The sequence below is a fragment of the Streptomyces sp. NPDC088252 genome, from assembly GCF_044740965.1.
Lineage (GTDB): Bacteria > Actinomycetota > Actinomycetes > Streptomycetales > Streptomycetaceae > Streptomyces.
This window is the reverse complement of sequence record NZ_JBIURS010000001.1, coordinates 222,345-240,357: the sequence shown is the minus strand read 5'-3', so window position 1 is coordinate 240,357 and position 18,013 is coordinate 222,345. Positions and strand designations below refer to the sequence as shown.

At 71.5% G+C, this 18,013-nt stretch carries 15 protein-coding genes and 1 tRNA gene; 12 read left to right on the top strand and 4 right to left on the bottom strand.

The window, feature by feature from the left end:
* Positions 1-144: 144 nt before the first annotated feature.
* Positions 145-741 carry a histidine phosphatase family protein gene (locus tag ACIOHC_RS01095; RefSeq protein ID WP_351073272.1) on the bottom strand — a complete coding sequence of 199 codons (597 nt, stop codon included), beginning with the start codon at positions 739-741 and terminating at the stop codon, positions 145-147.
* A 326-nt stretch (positions 742-1,067) separates the two neighbouring features.
* Here ACIOHC_RS01095 and ACIOHC_RS01090 point away from each other — a divergent pair, with 326 nt between their 5' ends.
* The 6 genes from ACIOHC_RS01090 (at position 1,068) to ACIOHC_RS01065 (ending at position 7,704) form a co-directional block, all read left to right on the top strand.
* The gene (locus ACIOHC_RS01090; RefSeq protein ID WP_365692391.1) at positions 1,068-2,060 is read left to right on the top strand and encodes a phosphatase PAP2 family protein; all 993 of its coding nucleotides are present in this window, start codon (positions 1,068-1,070) and stop codon (positions 2,058-2,060) included.
* Between the two features lie 1,062 nt (positions 2,061-3,122).
* Complete coding sequence (locus ACIOHC_RS01085; protein ID WP_365692392.1) at positions 3,123-4,736, top strand: hypothetical protein; 1,614 nt, start codon at positions 3,123-3,125, stop codon at positions 4,734-4,736.
* On the top strand, positions 4,733-6,067 hold the full coding sequence (locus ACIOHC_RS01080; RefSeq protein ID WP_365692393.1) for an AAA domain-containing protein: 1,335 nt from the start codon (positions 4,733-4,735) through the stop codon (positions 6,065-6,067). The genes ACIOHC_RS01085 and ACIOHC_RS01080 overlap by 4 nt, the downstream gene beginning before the upstream one ends.
* Before the next feature lie 349 nt (positions 6,068-6,416).
* Positions 6,417-6,758: a hypothetical protein gene (locus ACIOHC_RS01075; RefSeq protein WP_351073279.1), complete on the top strand. Its 342-nt coding sequence runs from the start codon at positions 6,417-6,419 to the stop codon at positions 6,756-6,758.
* 174 nt (positions 6,759-6,932) lie between these two features.
* Positions 6,933-7,640 carry a bifunctional DNA primase/polymerase gene (locus tag ACIOHC_RS01070; RefSeq protein ID WP_351073281.1) on the top strand — a complete coding sequence of 236 codons (708 nt, stop codon included), beginning with the start codon at positions 6,933-6,935 and terminating at the stop codon, positions 7,638-7,640.
* A tRNA-Lys gene (locus ACIOHC_RS01065) sits at positions 7,631-7,704 on the top strand. The genes ACIOHC_RS01070 and ACIOHC_RS01065 overlap by 10 nt, the downstream gene beginning before the upstream one ends.
* A 56-nt stretch (positions 7,705-7,760) precedes the next feature.
* Here ACIOHC_RS01065 and ACIOHC_RS01060 read toward each other — a convergent pair.
* Positions 7,761-8,975 carry a M6 family metalloprotease domain-containing protein gene (locus ACIOHC_RS01060; RefSeq protein WP_351073283.1) on the bottom strand — a complete coding sequence of 405 codons (1,215 nt, stop codon included), beginning with the start codon at positions 8,973-8,975 and terminating at the stop codon, positions 7,761-7,763.
* Positions 8,976-9,384: 409 nt separating this feature from the next.
* Here ACIOHC_RS01060 and ACIOHC_RS01055 point away from each other — a divergent pair, with 409 nt between their 5' ends.
* On the top strand, positions 9,385-11,235 hold the full coding sequence (locus ACIOHC_RS01055; RefSeq protein WP_365692394.1) for an EAL domain-containing protein: 1,851 nt from the start codon (positions 9,385-9,387) through the stop codon (positions 11,233-11,235).
* Positions 11,236-11,287: 52 nt separating this feature from the next.
* Here the strand turns inward: ACIOHC_RS01055 and ACIOHC_RS01050 are convergent, their stop codons facing one another.
* Both ACIOHC_RS01050 and ACIOHC_RS01045 read right to left on the bottom strand, forming a co-directional pair.
* Positions 11,288-12,385, bottom strand: a complete 1,098-nt coding sequence (locus ACIOHC_RS01050) for an LLM class flavin-dependent oxidoreductase (RefSeq protein ID WP_365692395.1) — start codon at positions 12,383-12,385, stop codon at positions 11,288-11,290.
* Between the two features lie 110 nt (positions 12,386-12,495).
* On the bottom strand, positions 12,496-13,308 hold the full coding sequence (locus tag ACIOHC_RS01045) for a decarboxylase (protein WP_365692437.1): 813 nt from the start codon (positions 13,306-13,308) through the stop codon (positions 12,496-12,498).
* A 192-nt stretch (positions 13,309-13,500) separates the two neighbouring features.
* On the opposite strand from ACIOHC_RS01045, the gene ACIOHC_RS01040 reads away from it, so the two are divergent.
* From ACIOHC_RS01040 to ehuA, 5 genes are all read left to right on the top strand, one after another.
* A complete protein-coding gene (locus ACIOHC_RS01040; RefSeq protein ID WP_365692397.1) occupies positions 13,501-14,460 on the top strand; it encodes a D-2-hydroxyacid dehydrogenase in 960 nt (319 codons plus the stop codon).
* A gap of 256 nt (positions 14,461-14,716) precedes the next feature.
* Positions 14,717-15,619 carry an ectoine/hydroxyectoine ABC transporter substrate-binding protein EhuB gene (gene ehuB, locus ACIOHC_RS01035; RefSeq protein ID WP_351073286.1) on the top strand — a complete coding sequence of 301 codons (903 nt, stop codon included), beginning with the start codon at positions 14,717-14,719 and terminating at the stop codon, positions 15,617-15,619.
* 19 nt (positions 15,620-15,638) lie between these two features.
* Positions 15,639-16,379: an ectoine/hydroxyectoine ABC transporter permease subunit EhuC gene (ehuC, locus tag ACIOHC_RS01030; RefSeq protein WP_351073288.1), complete on the top strand. Its 741-nt coding sequence runs from the start codon at positions 15,639-15,641 to the stop codon at positions 16,377-16,379.
* Positions 16,376-17,017 carry an ectoine/hydroxyectoine ABC transporter permease subunit EhuD gene (gene ehuD, locus ACIOHC_RS01025; protein ID WP_351073290.1) on the top strand — a complete coding sequence of 214 codons (642 nt, stop codon included), beginning with the start codon at positions 16,376-16,378 and terminating at the stop codon, positions 17,015-17,017. The genes ehuC and ehuD overlap by 4 nt, the downstream gene beginning before the upstream one ends.
* Positions 17,007-17,858 carry an ectoine/hydroxyectoine ABC transporter ATP-binding protein EhuA gene (gene ehuA / locus ACIOHC_RS01020; protein ID WP_365692399.1) on the top strand — a complete coding sequence of 284 codons (852 nt, stop codon included), beginning with the start codon at positions 17,007-17,009 and terminating at the stop codon, positions 17,856-17,858. The genes ehuD and ehuA overlap by 11 nt, the downstream gene beginning before the upstream one ends.
* The last annotated feature ends 155 nt before the right edge of the window (positions 17,859-18,013 follow it).

Below are 18,013 nucleotides of genomic sequence, written 5' to 3'. Positions count from 1 at the left end.
CCCCGCCGCGGTCCCGGAGGCCGGGACCGGTCGGGCCGGCGAACCGGGCCCGCCGGCCGTCCGGTCACGAAGTCCCCGCCCCTGGCCCGCGGAGCACGGGCGGGGCCCCGTCCGGCGGGCGGAGCCGCTCCCGCAGCGGCCGGGTCACCGCTCCAGGTGGCCGGTGTCGTTCCAGCGTTCCAGCGCGGGCGCCCCGTACGCCCACCCCAGCACCGAGAGCGATGTCGGATCGAGCCGGATGCGCGCCGCGAACGACACGTCCTCGCCGAGCCACCGCGCCCCCAGTGCCCGCAGGATGTGCCCGTGGGCGAAGACCAGGACGTCACGGTCGGCCGAGCGGGCCCAGTCCACGATCTCGTCGGCGCGGGCGGACAGCTCGGCCAGGGTCTCCCCTTCCGGCACGCCGTCGCGCCAGATGAACCAGTCGGGACGGATCGCCTTGATCTCCGCCGGAGTCATCCCCTCGTACGCCCCGTAGTCCCACTCCATGAGCGTGTCCCACGACTCGGCCCGGTCCGCGAAACCCGCGATCTCGCAGGTCTCCCTGGCCCGCAGCAGTGGGCTGGTGCGGACTTCGAGGCCAGGCAGGTCCGCCCACGGCCCGCGGTGCAGCCGCTCGCCGAGGAGCTTGGCGCCCGCACGACCGGTGTCGAGCAGCGGAATGTCCGTCCTGCCGGTGTGATTGCCCTTGACGGACCATTCCGTCTGGCCGTGCCGGGCGAGCAGGATACGCGGTGCCATGACGGCTCTCCCTGAAACTGAGATCTGAGGCCGGAGATCGGGACAGAACGGATCGTCCGGTTTTCCCATCATCGCGCACGCGTACGAGAGGCAACCCCCGGGGCCGAACAGGCGTCCCTCTCTGCACGGAGACATCCGACGGAGACATCCGACGGAGACATCCGACGGAGACATCCGACGGAAAAGTCCGACGGAGAAATCCGACGGAAAAGTCCGTACACGCACGGGGCCTTCGACGGGGACCCCCGGGGGAATCACGGCAGGCCTGCACCGTACGGTTGAACGCCCGCCGTCGGTCGCATTAACACATGATGGAGAGCTTCCGGATGCAGCATGCCAGCACCGCGCCCGTGGCGCGCCCCCGGCCCCGTTGGTGGACCGAGCTGCCGCTGCTGGCCCTGGTGTACGCAGCCTACTCGGCGGGCCGGCTGGTGGTGCGCGGCGACGTCTCCACGGCCGTCGACCACGGCCTGCGCATCCTGGACCTGGAGAAGACGCTCCACATCAACTTCGAACATCCGCTCAACCGGCTGTTCACCGCGCACTCCTCGATAGGCATACCCGCCGACTTCGTGTACGCGTCCCTGCACTATCTGGTCACCCCGGCCGTCCTGGTCTGGCTCTTCCGCCGCCGCGAGGCCCTGTACCGCAGGGCCCGCACCTGGCTGATGACCTCCACACTGCTCGGCCTGATCGGCTTCACCCTGCTGCCGACCTGCCCGCCCCGGCTGCTCGACGCCACGCACGGCTTCGTCGACACGATGGCGCAGTACAGCTCGTACGGCTGGTGGGGCAACGGGGCGAGTGCCCCGCGCGGCATGAGCGGAATGACGAACCAGTACGCGGCGATGCCGAGCCTGCACGTCGGCTGGGCGCTCTGGTGCGGAATCCTGCTGTGGCGCCACGGCCGCCACCCGCTCGTACGGGCCGCGGGCATCGCGTACCCCCTGGTCACCACGTTCGTGGTGATGGGCACGGCCAACCACTACTTCCTCGACGCGGTCGCGGGCGCCGCCGTGATGGGCGTCGGAGCACTGCTGGCCCGATCGGTGATGCGTCTCGCGGACCGGATCAGGGACCGGCTCGGAGCCCGCTTCCCGAGGCTCGTCGCGACCACGAAGTCCCCAGTTGTCAGTGCCGGATGCAACACTTCGGCGGGTGAGCGAATCCCTGGCCAGCGGACCACCTCCGCAGATTCCACCGACGCCCCGGCATCGCCCGACGCAGACGCCTCGGACGGCCGCGCGTCCCGGGCCGACACCGCAGCCCCCACAGGCGCTCGACCAGCACAGGACGACGCTCCGGCAGCGGCTCGCTGAGCTGCGGGGGCCGGCCGTCGCGGCCCGTCCGCTGGATGCCCGCGCGCTGGCGGCCCTCGCCGCCAACCCCGGCTGCCGGCGCCGCGCCCTGCTGGACGGCGCGGGGGTCGACAAGGCCGCGCTGGCCGCCGCGCTCGGTTCGCCGGCCCCCTTCGGCCAGTCCCAGTTCGCTCTCGTCCGGGGCAACGCCTTCGAGGCCAAGGTCAAGGCCGACGGTGGTACGGAGCTGATGCGGCTGCTGCACGAGCGTCTCGGCGGCGACGGCGAGGCCCCGCGCGAGGTGCTGGTCCCCGATCTGACCGCGGCCGGTCCCGAGGGCCGCGCGGCGCGTACGGCCCTCGCTCTGCGGGAGGCGACCGAGTCGGGCGGCTGGGCGCTGCTGGACCACCCGATGCTGGCCCTGGAGGTGGCCGGCTCCCCGGCCTACCTGGAGCCGGACGCGGTGGCGGTGCATCCCGACGGCACCTGGACGGTCATCGAGATCAAGTCCTTCCCCATGATCGACGGTTCCGCCGATGCCGCGAAGGTCGGCGCGGCGGCCCGGCAGTCCGCCGTCTACGTACTGGCCCTGGAGCGGATCGCGGAGCTGACCGAGGGCGCCGAGGTCGGCCACCGGGTCCTGCTGGTCTGCCCGAAGGACTTCTCCAATCTGCCCACCGCCTCGGTCGTCGACGTACGCAAACAGCGTGCGGTCACCCGGCGCCAGCTGACCAGGCTGACCCGGATCGAGGACATCGCGGCGACCCTGCCCGAGGGCGCCACCTTCGACCCAAAGTGCCCCCGGCAGCAGCTGGACGCGGCGGTCGAGTCGGTCGGCGCGGCATACGCCCCGGAGTGTCTGTCCGCCTGTGAGCTGGCCTTCCACTGCCGGGCGAAGTCCCGCGAGGCCGGTGCGGTGGAGACCCTGGGGCGCAGTGTGCGGGGCGAGCTCGGCGGGCTGACCACGGTGGGTGCGGTGCTGGCCGCCGCCGCGGGCAAGGAGGGCGACCCGGCCGATCCGACGGTCGCGGCCCTGCGGCGGGCGGCGGCGCTGCGCGCCGAGGCCCTGGAGGGCGGTCCGTCATGTCGCTGATCAGCACCCTGGCCCGGCTGGAGGCCCTGGAGAGCGGCCGGGCACAGCCGATGACGACTGTCCTGCACCGCCATCTCACCGACCGGCCGCTCGTCCTGGTGCCACTGACCACCGCCGGTGAGGCCGGCGCCCCGCTGGGCGCCCTCGTCGGGACCGACCGGGAGGCGCCCCGGCTGCTGACGGTCGCGCAGCCGCGCGACCGGGATCTGCGGTTCGCGTTCCTCGCCGAACTGGCCGAGGCGGTGCTGCCGCACATCGAGGCGTACGAGGACGTCGTCGAGCCCGCCGAGCGGAGCGAGACCGATCCGGAGACCGGGAAGAAGGTCAAGGTCGAGGTCGAGCTGTGCGCGGACGCACCGCAGTTGATCGTGCCGAGCCGGACGGGCATCGACTTCGTACGGCTGCTCGGCCGCTCGATGCGGTTCCGGCGCACGGCGGAGGAAGACCCCGAGGCCCCTTACCCCGCGCCCGCCCGCGTCCCGCTGCTGGGCCGCTGGCTGACGCATTACGGGGAGCGGGCCAGGGTGCCGGGCTCCTCCCTGCTGCTCGCCACGACGGATCTGCTGAACCGGCACTGGGCGACCGGGCAGAGCAGCCTGGAGGACCAGCATCTGGGCGCGCTGCTGGCCTGGATCGACGCCCCGGCGGGCGAGTCCGGGGCGCGGGCGGCACTCCGTGCGGAACGGGACCGCGACGGCGAAGGCCAGCTGCTGTGCCCGCCGGCCGGCCCGGCCACGGACCCGGCGTTCGACAACCGGCTGCTGGCGCCCGCCATCGAGAAGTACGACCGGGCGCGCACCTCGCTCGCGGCGGCCGAGGACGGTCTCGCCGCCGATGCCCGGCTCGGCGAACTGACCGCCGCCGAGCGGGAGATCCGGGCGCTGCTGGCCGGGGTGATGCGGCCGACGTGGGATGCGGTGTGGCGGGGGCTCGATCTGCTGAGGGAGCTGCCCGAGGGGGCCAGGGCCGAGGACCGCTGGACCAGGGACCGCTGGTCGTTCACCGGGCACCGGGACCGGGTGCGTTCCGGTGAGCCGCCGCAGCCGCGCCGGGACGACGCGGTGACGGCGGCGCAGAAACTGGCCTCGCGGGAGACGGCGCAGGCCCAGCTGGAGGCGCAGGAGGCCTTGGACGATGCGCTGGTGCTGGCCGGACGGCGGCTGGCCGGTGAGGCGTTCGTCGGCGAGGTGACGGAGGTGGTGATGGCGTACAGCGAGTCGAAGCGCCCGTCCCCGCGTCCACTGATCACGGTCCGCACGGACGAGCGCCCGCATCTCGGCGAGCGCACCAAGGTCTACCGCTCGCTCGAAGGCAGGCCGCAGACCGCCGAGTTCGTGGGATTCGCCGCGGAACCGGAGGACGGCGGCCCGCCGCCGCTGGTGCTGCGCATCACCGACCGGATGGGCAGGAGCAAGGAACCGGCCCCGGGTTCGGTGCCCGAGCAGGGTGACCGGATCTCCTGGACGCTGTTCGAGCACGATCAGCGCGGCGGCCCGAAGCTGCCGGACCCGGAGCAGACGCCGTGGACCCACGGCGGACCGCCGGGTGCGGCCGCGGAGCGCGCCGAGCATCCCGATCCCGTGACCGCGGAGGACCTCCTGTGACGGCCGTATTCGACCCGGGCGCGCAGGCCGCGCGGGCGACCGACGCGATCCTCGCCGACACCCTGAGCGGTACGTCGCGCGGCATCGTGGTGGACTCCCCGCCGGGCGCGGGCAAGTCGACGCTCGTGGTGCGCGCCGCTCTCGAACTCGCTTCGGCAGGGCACCCGTTGATGGTGGTGGCGCAGACCAACGCCCAGGTCGACGACCTGGTGGTGCGGCTGGCCGAGAAGGACCCGGGACTGCCGGTCGGCCGGCTGCACAGCAATGACACCGACCCGTACGACAAGGTGCTGGACGGCCTGGCCCAGGTGCGGAAGTCGGCCAAGGCGTCGGACCTCGCCGGGCTCGACGTCGTCATCTCGACGGCCGCCAAGTGGGCGCACGTGAAGAACGTCGAGCCGTGGGGGCACGCGATCGTCGACGAGGCGTACCAGATGCGTTCGGACGCTCTCCTGGCCGTCGCGGGGCTCTTCGAACGGGCGCTGTTCGTCGGCGACCCGGGCCAGTTGGACCCGTTCTCGATCGTCGGCGCGGACCAGTGGGCGGGGCTTTCGTACGACCCGTCCGCGAGCGCGGTCTCCACACTGCTCGCGCACAATCCCCGGCTGCCGCAGCACCGGCTGCCGGTGTCGTGGCGGCTGCCCGCCTCCGCCGCGCCGCTGGTCTCGGACGCGTTCTACCCGTACACCCCGTTCCGCAGCGGTACGGACCACGGGGACCGGCGGCTGTCGTTCGGCGTCGCGTCCGACGGCTCGGCACCGGACCGGGTGCTGGACGAGGCCGCGGAGTCCGGCTGGGGCCTGCTGGAGCTGCCGGCCCGGCACACCCCGCGCACCGACCCGGAGGCGGTGCGGGCGGTGGCGCTGGTCGTCCGCCGGCTGCTGGACCGGGGCGGCGCGGCGACGAGCGAGCGTTCCTCCGAGCCGGTCCCGGTGACGGCGGACCGGGTCGCGGTCGGCACCGCCCATCGCGACCAGGCGGCTGCGGTACGCGCGGCGCTCGCGGAGCTGGGGGTGACGGGCGTGGCGGTGGACACGGCGAACCGGCTCCAGGGCCGCGAGTTCGATGTGACGGTGGTCCTGCACCCGCTCTCCGGCCGCCCGGACGCCACGGCGTTCCATCTGGAGACGGGACGGCTGTGCGTACTGGCCTCGCGCCACCGGCACGCCTGCGTCGTGGTGTGCCGGGCAGGCGTCGCGGAGCTCCTGGACGAGCACCCGTCGACGGAGCCCGTGCAGCTGGGGGTCGCGGTGAAGTTCCCTGACGGCTGGGAGGCGAACCACGCGGTACTGGCGCATCTGGCGGAACACCGGGTGGCGTGGCGGCCATAGCGCGGAGGGGCCTCTCCCCCCGAGGAGGGGCCGGTCCTCACCTCGCTCCGGCGTGCGCGATCATCGGGTGCCCCCGGAGGGGCCTGGATCCTGCCTTCCGGAGGAAGCCCCCGTTTCCTTCCATTCCGCCATGGTGTTCGTAGCGTAGGTCTGTCCCGTACCGGTGACCTCCCGTCTGCCGGGCACAAAAGGTTCCTCCTTCAACGCTTCGGGATGGGCAACATGTCGTTCCATGGTTCCCGTGATCGTGGCAACGACGGACGGCCGTTCGCGGAACGCCGGACGGCCGCTTGCGCGACGTTGGACAATGGAGGGTGGCCATCGGGCCCACCGAAGGAGGAAACACCACATGGCGCAACCCGAGCGGAACGAGCAGCAGCGGCTGCGACCCGCGCCCCTGCTCTTCGAGCCGTCGGCGGCGGTCGCCGATCCCGAGCACTTCTTCGATCTGGAGTCGATGGACGATCCGCAGGAGCTGCTGGCCCGCGCCACCGAGCTGACCCTGGCGTTCCGCGCCGCGACCGACCGGGCGGTCGAGTTCCAGGCGATCGCGGCCGCCCAGCTCGCCGATCCGCGCCGGTTCGACCGGCTGACGACCGCGGACATCGCGCAGCGCGCGGAGTGGACCGAGGACTATGCCAAGAAGATGGTGGAGTTCGGCCGGAGCCTGCTGGGCGGCTCCGCACCCTGATCTCCGCCCCTGGGCCGGGCCCCGGCACCGGCCCTGACCGCGGGTACCACCACCTGACCGCGGGTACCACCAGTGGCATATGCCCGCGGGCAAGATACTCCTCCGGGCCCTCGCCTGTCCCGATTTCCGGCAACTCTCGGAATCCTCTTGATCACTCCCGGTAGACATGCTCGCATGAGCGCATGGCTGCCAGACGAAACGACCCTGCACACCAGCGACACCCCCCAGCAGTGCCCTGACGTCCTCGCCCTCCTGCGGGACCGGACCTCGGACCAGACGGCCCAGGTGACGGCGGCCGGCGCCGCCTGGCTCGCCGGCGCCACGGCCTATCCGCGCAGCACGCTGGCCCAGTGGGAGGCCCACCCCACTTCCCCGGGGGTACTGCCGTGCGGATCGGCCTTCGACGTGGTGAACGTGCCCACTCTCTTCGGCCGCCGGATGCTGGAACACCTGTGGTCCGACGGGCCCGGCTCGGGGCCTGTCGCCACGCATCGCGGACGGATGCTGCTCTTCGCCTCCCCGGGCACCGCCCAGCGACTGCCGTCGCTGCTCGACTGGGAGGAGTGGGGCGGCGGTCTCGAACCGCGCGCCGCCTCGGACGCGCGGGAGCAGGACGGCGGCGAGGCCAAGGTCCCGCCGCTGCTCTGCCACGGCACCGGGGACGCGGTGACCGTCCCGCCCCTGACCTGCACGGCCGCCACCCCGGGGCCCCGCTGGGTGGTCGCCCCCGACACTCGCGGGCCCTGGCTGCCGGGTCCGGACGTACTGCTCTGGGCCTGCGTACGAGTCACCAGGTCGACGCCCTCGTCGGCGGTCCGGAATTCGATTTTTCCTCCTGCCGATCAGGGTGCTAATGTCTACGACGTCAGCAGGCGCCGCTAGCTCAGTTGGTTAGAGCAGCTGACTCTTAATCAGCGGGTCCGGGGTTCGAGTCCCTGGCGGCGCACAGACGGAAGAAGCCCCCTCGCGGAAGCGAGGGGGCTTCTTCGTGATCACAGAAGCCTATGTGCCCGTGGTGATCCGGACCGTCCAGGCACCCGACGGCGTCCGGTCGGCGACTTCGATCCTGGCGTGCGCGCCGGGGATGCTGTACGTCTCGCCGACCCGCAGCGGGGCGTCGGCGAGCGGGGCGTAGACGGACCGGTCCCAGCAGGCGTCGGTGGTGGGGTGGGTGTCGAGGACCTCGACCGGTCCGCCGCCGGACGGGATCGTGTTCCGCACCCGGTAGAGCAGGACGCCTTCGGCGCACGTCGTCAGGTCATTGCCGGTCGCGCCCCGCGCCTCGATGGCCACGGCGCTGCCCTCACCGGTCCTGATCACCGCGAGCCGGGTGCCGAGGGAGCCGCCGGGCGCGGGCGCGGCGGCGATCGGCTCCAGGGTGATGTCCCGGCTGCGCTGGACACAGACCACCTGTCTGCGGTCCAGCCAGCCCAGCTTCCACTTGTGCCAGCCGAAGAAGTCCGGTGCGAGACCGAACTGGCTGCCCATCACGTCCCAGTCACCGACATAGGTGTCCCAGTCGCCCTTGCCGTCGGACGGCCTGTGGTAGAGGTCCGGCAGGTCGAAGACGTGGCCGGTCTCGTGGGCCAGCACGTTGTGGTCCGGCGGGTGCTGCTCGAAGACGGTGACGAGGCGCCGGATCTCCGTACCGTCCGCGTGCAGCGGCTGCTCGAAGTTGACGACCTTGGTGGCGTCGGAGTCGACACCCGGGGCGTCCGGGTCGGCGACCAGATAGACGATGTCGTACCGGGAGAAATCGACCTTCGGGTCGGCCGTCGCGATGGCATCGCGCAGATAGGCGCTGCGCCTCTCGTTGTTCCAGTCGCGCTGTATGCCGTACCAGTCGGAGGCCTCGGGCATCCGGATCCACTGCTTCAGCGGGTGCGGGCGCAGGGTGAACTTCCCGTACGAGGCGCGCTGGAAGAACTGGGTGGTGGCGGGGAAGTAGTCGGCGGTGAGTTCCTTCGGGGTGACGGTGGGGCGGTGGTCGGGAAAGGACAGGAAGACCATGACCGCGTCGAGGGAGCGGACGGGGCGGGGGTAGGCGTCGTTCCAGTCCCCCAGGCCGAGCGAATGGTGCGCCTCGGTGCGGGGCAGTGCGCACGGGCCCGCTTCGCCGGTCGCGGCCACGGCCGGCCCGGCGACGAGGGAGGTGGCCGCGAGGGCCAGGAGAGAGGTCACGGCCGCGGCCACGCCGCGCAGGCTCGGCCTCTCCACTCCCCCGGTCCTGTGCTGACGCGGCACATCTACCTCCGGGTGCGGACTGCGGTCACGCACCCACCCTGTGATGGTTCGGGTCTTCCGTCCTGTTGAGCTGCCCCAGTCGAGTCAGCAGCCGGCCAAGACGTTCACTCTCACGGACAGTCACAATCAATCACTGGAAGATCGCGAAAGAACGGAACCACTCAGGAACGACCAGTCGTGGGCGAACCAGATCAGCTTGGGACTGACCCATGCGGGGCGAACGCGGGGCGTGGAGGGGGCGGGCGCTGGAACGGCCGACGTGCCAGCCTCTATGCTTCACCAGGCTTTACCGCGTGGATCCCGCCTCCGACAGCGGCGTTCCGCGCGGTGGGCCAGTCCGGCCACACCTGTTCAGGACAGAACTGCACGGCGGGAGCGAACGGTGAGCGGAACCTCCGAAGGGCCGAGGCCCACGGCGGGCACACACCCCCACTCCGCAGGACCGTCGGTCACGGAGTGTCACACTTTGTGGCCCCCTGCCGGGGCCCATCGATCCGAGCCGCACGGCTACCGCGCCGCCTTCCGGGCCGCCACGCTCCCGATGGCCGTCGTCGACCACGAGGGCCTCGTCGTCGCCGCCAATGACGCTCTCGGCGGCCTCCTCGGCAACTCCGCCGCGGCACTGACCGCGCAGTCGGCGGCCGATCTGCTCGACCTCGTCGAGGACGGCCGCACCTGGCACGCGTACCGCGAGGTGCTGCACGGGCGGCGATCGCGGTTCCGCGTCACCCGCAGGCTCAAGCATCCCGACGGGCGCTCGCTGTGGGCCGAGATCACCGTCGTGCCGATGCCGGAACCGGAGGCCGGCCGGGCCGGTGACTCCGGTTCCGGCCGGGTGCTCCTCTCCGTCGCGGACGTCAGCGACCGGCGTGAGCTGCAGAAGCGGCTGCGCCACCTCCAGCTGCACGATCCGGTGACCCGGCTGCCCAACCGGACGCTGTTCTTCGAGCGGCTCTCGGCCGTCCTGGAGACCCCCCGGCACCAGGACGGCCGGATCGGGCTCTGCTACCTCGATCTGGACGGTTTCAAGGCCGTCAACGACACGATGGGCCACCGGATCGGCGACCGGCTGCTCGCCGCCGTCGCCGCACGGCTCACCGACTGCGTGGCCCAGGTCGGCCCGCACCGCCCCGGTGCCCATCTCGTGGCGCGCCTGGGCGGCGACGAGTTCGCCGTCCTGGTCGAGGACTCGGCCGGTACGCAGCAGCTCACCGACCTGGCCCGGACGGTCCTGGCCGCGCTGGAGAAACCCTTCGACCTGGCCGGGCAGCGGCTCTCCGTCTCCGCCTCGATCGGGGTGGTGGAACGGGCCGTGGCCGGCACCTCGGCGACCGGACTGATGCAGGCCGCCGACACCACGCTGTACTGGGCGAAGGCGGACGGCAAGTCCCGCTGGACGGTCTTCGACCCGGAGCGCAACGCCCACCGGATGACCCGGCAGACGCTCTCCTCCAATCTGCGGCCCGCCGTCGAGCGGGGCGAGTTCACCATCGAGTACCAGCCGCTGGTCGGGATGGCCGACGGAGTCGTACGCGGTGTGGAGGCGCTGGTCCGCTGGAACCACCCGCAGTTCGGCATGCTCTCACCGAATCGGTTCGTCGCCATCGCCGAGGAGGACGGCTCGATCGTCCAGCTCGGCCGGTGGGTGCTGCGGTCCGCCTGCCGCCAGGCCCGCCGCTGGCAGCTCGATCACCCCACCGAGCCCCCGCTGTTCATCAGCGTCAATGTCGCCGTGCGGCAGGTCTGGGACTCCGACCTGGTCACCGATGTCGCGGAGATCCTCGCCGAGACGGGCCTCGATCCCGGACTGCTGCAGCTGGAGCTGACCGAGTCGGCGGTGATGGGCTCGGCGGGCCGCCCGCTCCAGGCCCTCCAGTCGCTCAGCGACATGGGCGTGCGCATCGCCATCGACGACTTCGGGACCGGCTACTCCAACCTCGCCAATCTGAGCCGGCTGCCGGTCTCCGTACTGAAGCTGGACGGTTCGTTCGTGCGCGGCTTCCGCTACGAGGACGGCGCCCACCCGAGCCCGGCCGACGAGACGATCGTCGAGGCGATGGTGCACCTGGCGCACCGCCTCGGCCTGACCGTCACCGCGGAGTGCGTGGAGACGGCGGGCCAGGCCGAACGGCTGCGCCGGATCGGCTGCGACACCGGGCAGGGCTGGCTGTACTCACGGGCGGTGGCCCCGGAACGGATCGCCGAGCTGATCGGCGGCGGGCTGAAGGTCTGAACCCCCGGTGGTCCGGACCTCCCCCGGGGGGCCGGACCACCGGTTGCCCGGGTCAGGCCGCCGGCAGCCCGTACGCGTCCGCGATGAGCTCGTAGCTGCGCAGTCGGGCCTCGCCGCCGTGGGCGTTGGCGGTGATCATCAGTTCGTCGGCGCCGGTGCGCTTGGCCAGGTCGTCGAGGCCCGTGCGGACCTCGTCCGCCGTGCCCTGGACGATGTTGACCAGCCAGCTGTCGACGAACTCCTGCTCCATGGGGCTGAAGGCGTACGCCTCCGCCTCCTCGGGTGTCGGGACCAGGCCGGGGCGTCCGGTGCGCAGGCGGACCATGGACAGGGCGCCGGAGAGCACCTGGCGGCGGGCCTCGCGCGCGTCGTCGGCGGCCAGGGCCGAGACCCCGATCAGCGCGTACGGGGCGTCGAGCACCGCGGACGGCCGGAACGACTCCCGGTACAGATCGAGGGCCGGCACCGTGTTCTGGGCCGAGAAGTGGTGGGCGAAGGCGAACGGCAGGCCGAGCACACCGGCCAGCCGGGCGCTGAAGCCGGAGGAGCCGAGCAGCCAGATCGGCGGACGGGTCGCGGACTGGACGCCGCCCTCGGCCGTGGCCTGGACCGGTCCGGGGACCGCGTGGATACGGGAGTAGGGGTGGCCGTCGGGGAAGTCGTCGTCCAGGAACCGGGTCAGTTCGGCGAGCTGCTGCGGGAAGTCTTCGGCGCCCTCGCCCAGCCGGTCCGACCGGCGCAGGGCGGCTGCCGTGGCGCCGTCGGTGCCGGGGGCGCGCCCGAGACCGAGGTCGATGCGGCCCGGCGCCAGGGCCTCAAGGGTGCCGAACTGTTCGGCGATGACGAGCGGTGCGTGGTTCGGCAGCATCACGCCGCCGGAGCCGAGCCTGATGCGCTCGGTGTGTGCCGCGAGGTGGGCCAGGATCACGGCCGGTGAGGAGGAGGCGACGCCGGGCATGGAGTGGTGTTCGGCGACCCAGTAGCGGTGGAATCCACGGCGCTCGGCGAGCTGCGCGATGTCCACACTCGTGCGCAGCGCCTGGGTGGCGGTGCGGCCCTGGCCCACGGTGACCAGGTCCAGCACGGAGAGCGGAACGGTGGCCGCTCCCTCCGTCTTGCCACGGATCTCGTCGCCTCGAATCTCGTCCACGTCCTGGCCTCTCCGGTGTTGCGCCTACGTCCGGCTCGTACGTTCGGAAGAGGCCAACAGGAGGTGGTCTCCGTTTATTCCCCGCCGGTCGGACCGCCGAGCGCCCCGGCTCACCGGCCGGAGTGGGTCTGCCTCCCGGACCACCCCTTTCTTCCGGTGTGCGCGCGCTCCCGGCCGGCGCCCCATTGGGCCACCGGGGCCGGGGGTGCCTCGCGCTCGGCGAAGATCCTGCCGAGCCTCGGGGACCAGGCCCGGCGGTCCGCCAGCCGCAGCCCCTCGCGCACCGACACCTGGTTCCCGGTGAGGACCGGTTTGCCGAGCAGCCTCTCCAGCTCCGTCACGTGCGCGACGGTGTGCAGGGCGGTGTCGGGCAGCAGCATCACGTCCGCCTCCGGCCGGTCCGCGGCCATGACGAGGTCCTTCACCTCGTCCAGGTCCCAGGCGGCGGCCTCGGCGGCGGAGGCGAGACCGGCGGCGCGGGTGGCGGTCACCTCGATGCCCGCGGAGTGCAGGAAGGCGGCGAACAGCGCGGCGACGGGCTCGGGGTAGGTCGCGGCGACCGCCACCCGGGCGGCGTCCAGTTCCCGTACCGCGTGGACGAAGGCGAAGGAGGTACTGGAGGCGGGTACCCCGGCCGCCCTGGCCAGGGCGGCCGTCTGTTCATGGGCGCCCTCCCAGCCGTACAGGAAGCTGCCGCTGCTGCTCACCCAGACGACGGACTCGACGCCGGCGCGTTGCAGCTCCGTCACCCCGGCGGCCAGCCGTTCGGGCGTACCGGTCCGCATCAGCGTGTCCGTCCCGTAGTCGTCCTCGTCGACGTCGGTGTGGTTCACGACCAGCCTGACGGCGTCGAGCAGGATCTCCGTCCGCGGGAAGTCGTCCTCCGCGAAGTGGCCCGGGTAGAGAAAGCCGAGGGTCGTCATGTCCACCCTTTCTGTTCCTGCGGGTGCCTGGACGGGGCGGGAGCGGCGCACGCACGCGTGAGCGTTTTCGCCCGTCCCTCCCAGTATTCCCCCATCCGTCGTCGCTCCCCCGGTGAGCTGTTGACGAAGACGGGCGTGGCTGCGAGCGTGGTCAATCCGCACATCCCAGAGGCAGCGGAGCGACCGTCCCTCATGTCAGAGCCCACCCTGCTCGTCCTGGACACCGACCCGTCGCCGCGTCTCGGCCGGCTGACCGGCAGGGCCGACATCCGGTACACCGACGAGGCCGGACTCGCCGCACGGCTTCCGGCGGCCGACGTGCTGCTGGTGTGGGACTTCACCTCCGACGCGGTACGGGCCGCCTGGCCCGGCGACGGGCCGCGCCCGGCGTGGGTGCATACGGCCAGCGCGGGCGTGGACCGGCTGCTCTGCCCAGAGCTGACCGCGTCCGACACGGTGGTGACCAACGCGCGGGGCATCTTCGAGCGGCCCATCGCCGAGTACGTGACGGGTCTGGTGCTGGCGTTCGCCAAGGACCTCCCCCGCACGCTGGAGCTCCAGCAGCGGCGGCTGTGGTGCCACAGGGAGAGCGTCCAGCTCGCGGGCAGCCGTGCGGTGGTCGTCGGCGCGGGCCCCGTCGGACGGGAGATCACCAGGATGCTGATCGCCCTCGGGGTCCAGGTGGCGCTCGTGGGACGCAGCGCGCGGCGCACCATCCACGGGGTGGCGGAGCTGGACCGGCTGGCCTCCATGGCCGACTGGGTGATCTGCGCGGCGCCGCTCACGGAGTCGACCCGTTCCATGTTCGACGCGCGGTTCTTCGGGCTGATGCAGCCCTCGGCCCGCTTCATCAACGTGGGGCGCGGACCGTTGGTCGTGGAGGACGATCTGGCCGCCGCGCTGCGCAAGCGCTGGATCGCGGGCGCGGCGCTCGATGTGTTCGAGCGGGAGCCGCTGGAGCCGCACAGCCCGCTCTGGGGCGTGCCGGATCTGATCGTGTCGCCGCACATGAGCGGCGACACGGCGGGCTGGCGTGACCGGCTGGGCGAGCAGTTCGTGGAGATGTACGAACTCTGGGCGGCGGGTGAGCCGTTGCCGAACGTGGTGGACAAGCGGCGCGGGTACGTCCCCGTGCGGGACCGGAACGAGTGAGCTCGACCGGTCCGGCCCGTCGCCCGTTTCAGCCTTCCATGACGGGCATCTCCCCATGACGGGTGGTCATGGGCCTTTCCCGGCACGGCCGTACGCGCTGCGCACCGGCCGTCGCATTCCGCCCGCGAACGGACACGGGAAGGTCACCTTCCGGCCACCGTTCGATCACAGGCGGCGTCTTCCTGCATAGACGCTCGGGATCGGGCAGGCGCTCCCCCTGTCCGGACTGTTCGCCCGCTCCAGGAGATCACGAACCATGGCTGACTTCCCCGACCTGTCCCGCAGGGGCTTCCTCAACCGATCCGCAGCCGTGGGTGGCCTGCTCGTCGTCCCCGGTCTGCTCTCCGCATGCAGCAGGACGGACGCCGGTTCGGCGGACGGTGCGGGGGCGCTCGACAAGCTCCGCAAGCAGGGCTTCGTCCGGGTCGCGTACGCCAATGAGGCCCCGTACGGCTATCTGGAGGGCAAGCAGCTCAAGGGCGAGGCTCCCACCCTGCACCGGGAGATCTTCAAGGCCCTCGGCGTCGACGAGCTGAAGCCCACCCTCTCCGAGTGGGACGGCCTGATCCCGGGACTGCAGGCGGGCAAGTACGACGTGGTCAGCGCCGGCATGGCGATCACACCGGAGCGCTGCGCCAACGCCCTGTTCTCCGAGCCCGAGTTCATCTCGCCCACCGCGCTGATGGTGAAGAAGGGCAACCCGGGGAAGGTCACCGACCTGGCGTCGGCGAAGGCCGCCGGGATCACCGTGGGCGTGATGTCGGGCGCCGTCGAGGGCTCGTACGCCGAGGGCGCCGGTATCGCCAAGGACCGGATCAAGTCGCTGCAGAAGCCGCAGGACGGCGCGGACGCGGTCAAGGGCGGCCGGATCGACGCGTTCCTGCTCACCGGCATCTCGCTGCGCTGGCTGGCGAAGACGAATCCCGACACCGAGGTCACCGAACCCTTCCTGCCCGAGCTCGACGGCAAGAAGCAGTACAGCCCCGGCGGCGCCGTCTTCCGCAAGGGCAACGAGGACCTGCGGGACGCCTTCAACCGTGAGCTGAAGAAGATCGTCTCGGACGGCTCACGCTATGTGGGCCTGCTCCGGGACTACGGCTTCGGGGCCACCGAGCTCCCGCCGGCCACGTTGAGGACGGCCGATCTGTGCAAGGGCTGACGGGGACGGACCGCACCGCATGAGTGATTTCTTCACCGCCCTCTTCGACGATCTGCCGCAGTTGCGCTCGGGATTGTGGGTGACTCTCGAAGCCACCGTCCTCGGCGCACTGGCCGCCCTGCTCCTGTCGTTCGTCCTCGGCCTGATGTCGGTCGGCCGGCTGCTGGTGCTGCGCGGTGTGTCCCGCGTGGTCGTGGAGTTCTTCCGCGGCACCTCGCTCTACATCCAGCTGTTCTGGCTCTACTACGCGATGCCGACGCTGACGGGGTACGAACTGACGCCGCTGCTCTGCGGTGTCGTCGCCTTCGGTCTCAACTACGGCGCGTACGGGGCCGAGGTGGTGCGGGGGGCGATCAACTCCGTACCGCGCGCCCAGTACGAGGCGGCCGTCGCGCTGAACATGACGCCGTCGCACCGGATGCGGAAGGTGATCCTTCCGCAGGCCTGGGTGCAGATGATCCCGTCCTTCACCAATCTGCTGATCCAGTTGCTCAAGTGCACCCCGCTGCTGTGGCTGATCTCCGCGGCCGACCTGATGACCGTGGTCCAGCAGCTGCGCGACCGGACCGGTGAGACGCTCACCGCGTACCTGACCCTGCTGGTCGTCTACTTCGTCCTGGCCTACGCGCTGACCCTGTTCATGAACCTGCTGGAGCGGAGCGCCAAGCGCCGGCTCGGTCTGGCGACCGGTGCGGGCTCGCTGCTGCGCAGCCGCAGCGCCACGGAAGCCGTCGCGTCGGCGACCGGAGGTGCCCGGTGAACGGCTTCGACTGGAACGCCGCCGGGGACGCCCTGCCCCTGCTCCTGCGAGGTTTCGAGGTCACACTGCTCGCGACCGTGCTCGGCACGCTCGTCGCCGCGGTCCTCGGGCTCGCCATCGCGGTCGCCGGACGGGCCCCGAGCCGGTTCGTGACGATACCGGTGCGGGTCGTGACGGAGTTCATACGGTCCACCCCGCTGCTCGTCCAACTCGTCGGCGCGGCGGCCCTGTTCACCTCGGTGGAGCCGCTGGTGACCGGCATCGTGGTGCTGGGTGTCCACTACGCCACGTACACCTCCGAGGTGTACCGCGCGGGGATCGACGGCGTGCCGAAGGGCCAGTGGGAGGCCTGCCGGGCGCTCTCGCTCGGCCCCCGGCGGACCTGGCAGGCCGTGATCCTGCCGCAGGCGGTGCGCAATGTGCTGCCCGCCCTCGGCAACTACGCGATCGCGATGTTCAAGGAGACCCCGTTCCTCGCCGTGATCACGGTGCAGGAAATGGTCTTCGAGGCGCGGAAGTACGGCGCCGACCACTTCGCGTACACCGAGGCATTCACGCTCGCCGGGCTGGTCTTCCTGGTCGCGAGCTACCCCACCTCGCTGCTGATGAGAAAGCTGGAGAAGCGCCTTGGCCACTGAACCCCTCCCTCTGAACAAGACGGCGACCCCGGTCCCGGGGGACTCCGCACCGGTCTCCGCCGCACCGGGGACCGGCCAGCCGCTGGTCCGCTTCGACCACGTCGTGAAGCGGTACGGGGACCATGTCGTACTCGACGGCCTGGACTTCTCGGTGCGGCGCGGCGAGCACGTCACCCTGATCGGGCCCAGCGGCTCGGGAAAGACCACCATCCTGCGGCTGTTGATGACGCTGGAGAAGGTCAGCGACGGTGTCATCTGGGTGGACGGCGCCCCGCTGTCCCACGTCGAGGCACCCGACGGGTCGCTGAGGCCGGCGACCGAGAAGCATCTGCGCGAGGCCCGGAAGAAGATCGGCATGGTCTTCCAGCAGTTCAACCTCTTCCCCAACATGAAGGTGCTGCAGAACATCACCGAGGCCCCGGTCAGCGTGCTGGGCATGGACCGCGACGAGGCGGAGGCGCGCGCCCGCGAGCTGCTCGATCTGGTCGGACTCTCGGGAAAGACCGACGCGCACCCCTCCCAGCTCTCCGGCGGACAGCAGCAGCGGGTGGCGATCGCCCGCGCGCTGGCGATGCGGCCGGAGATCCTGCTGCTGGACGAGGTGACGTCCGCGCTCGACCCGGAGCTGGTGGCCGGCGTGCTGGAGCTGCTGAGCGACATCGCGAGGAACACCGACATCACCATGCTCTGTGTGACCCACGAGATGAACTTCGCCCGGGACGTCTCAAAGACGGTACTGATGTTCGATGCCGGACGCGTGGTCGAGTCGGGTCCGCCGGAAAAAATCTTCACCGATCCTGCACACGAACGTACGCGCGAATTCCTGGCCGCGGTGCTGTGACCTCGGCACTCGTCCCGCGTCATTGACTCTGACATATGCCAAACGGATGCGCCCCAGCTCCTGGAGCCGGGGGCGCACCGTGACATCACCAACACCCGTCCCGGAAAGGGCCCTTGGCGGCTATCGTGAGGGCAGAGCTTGCGGTCACAACCTGG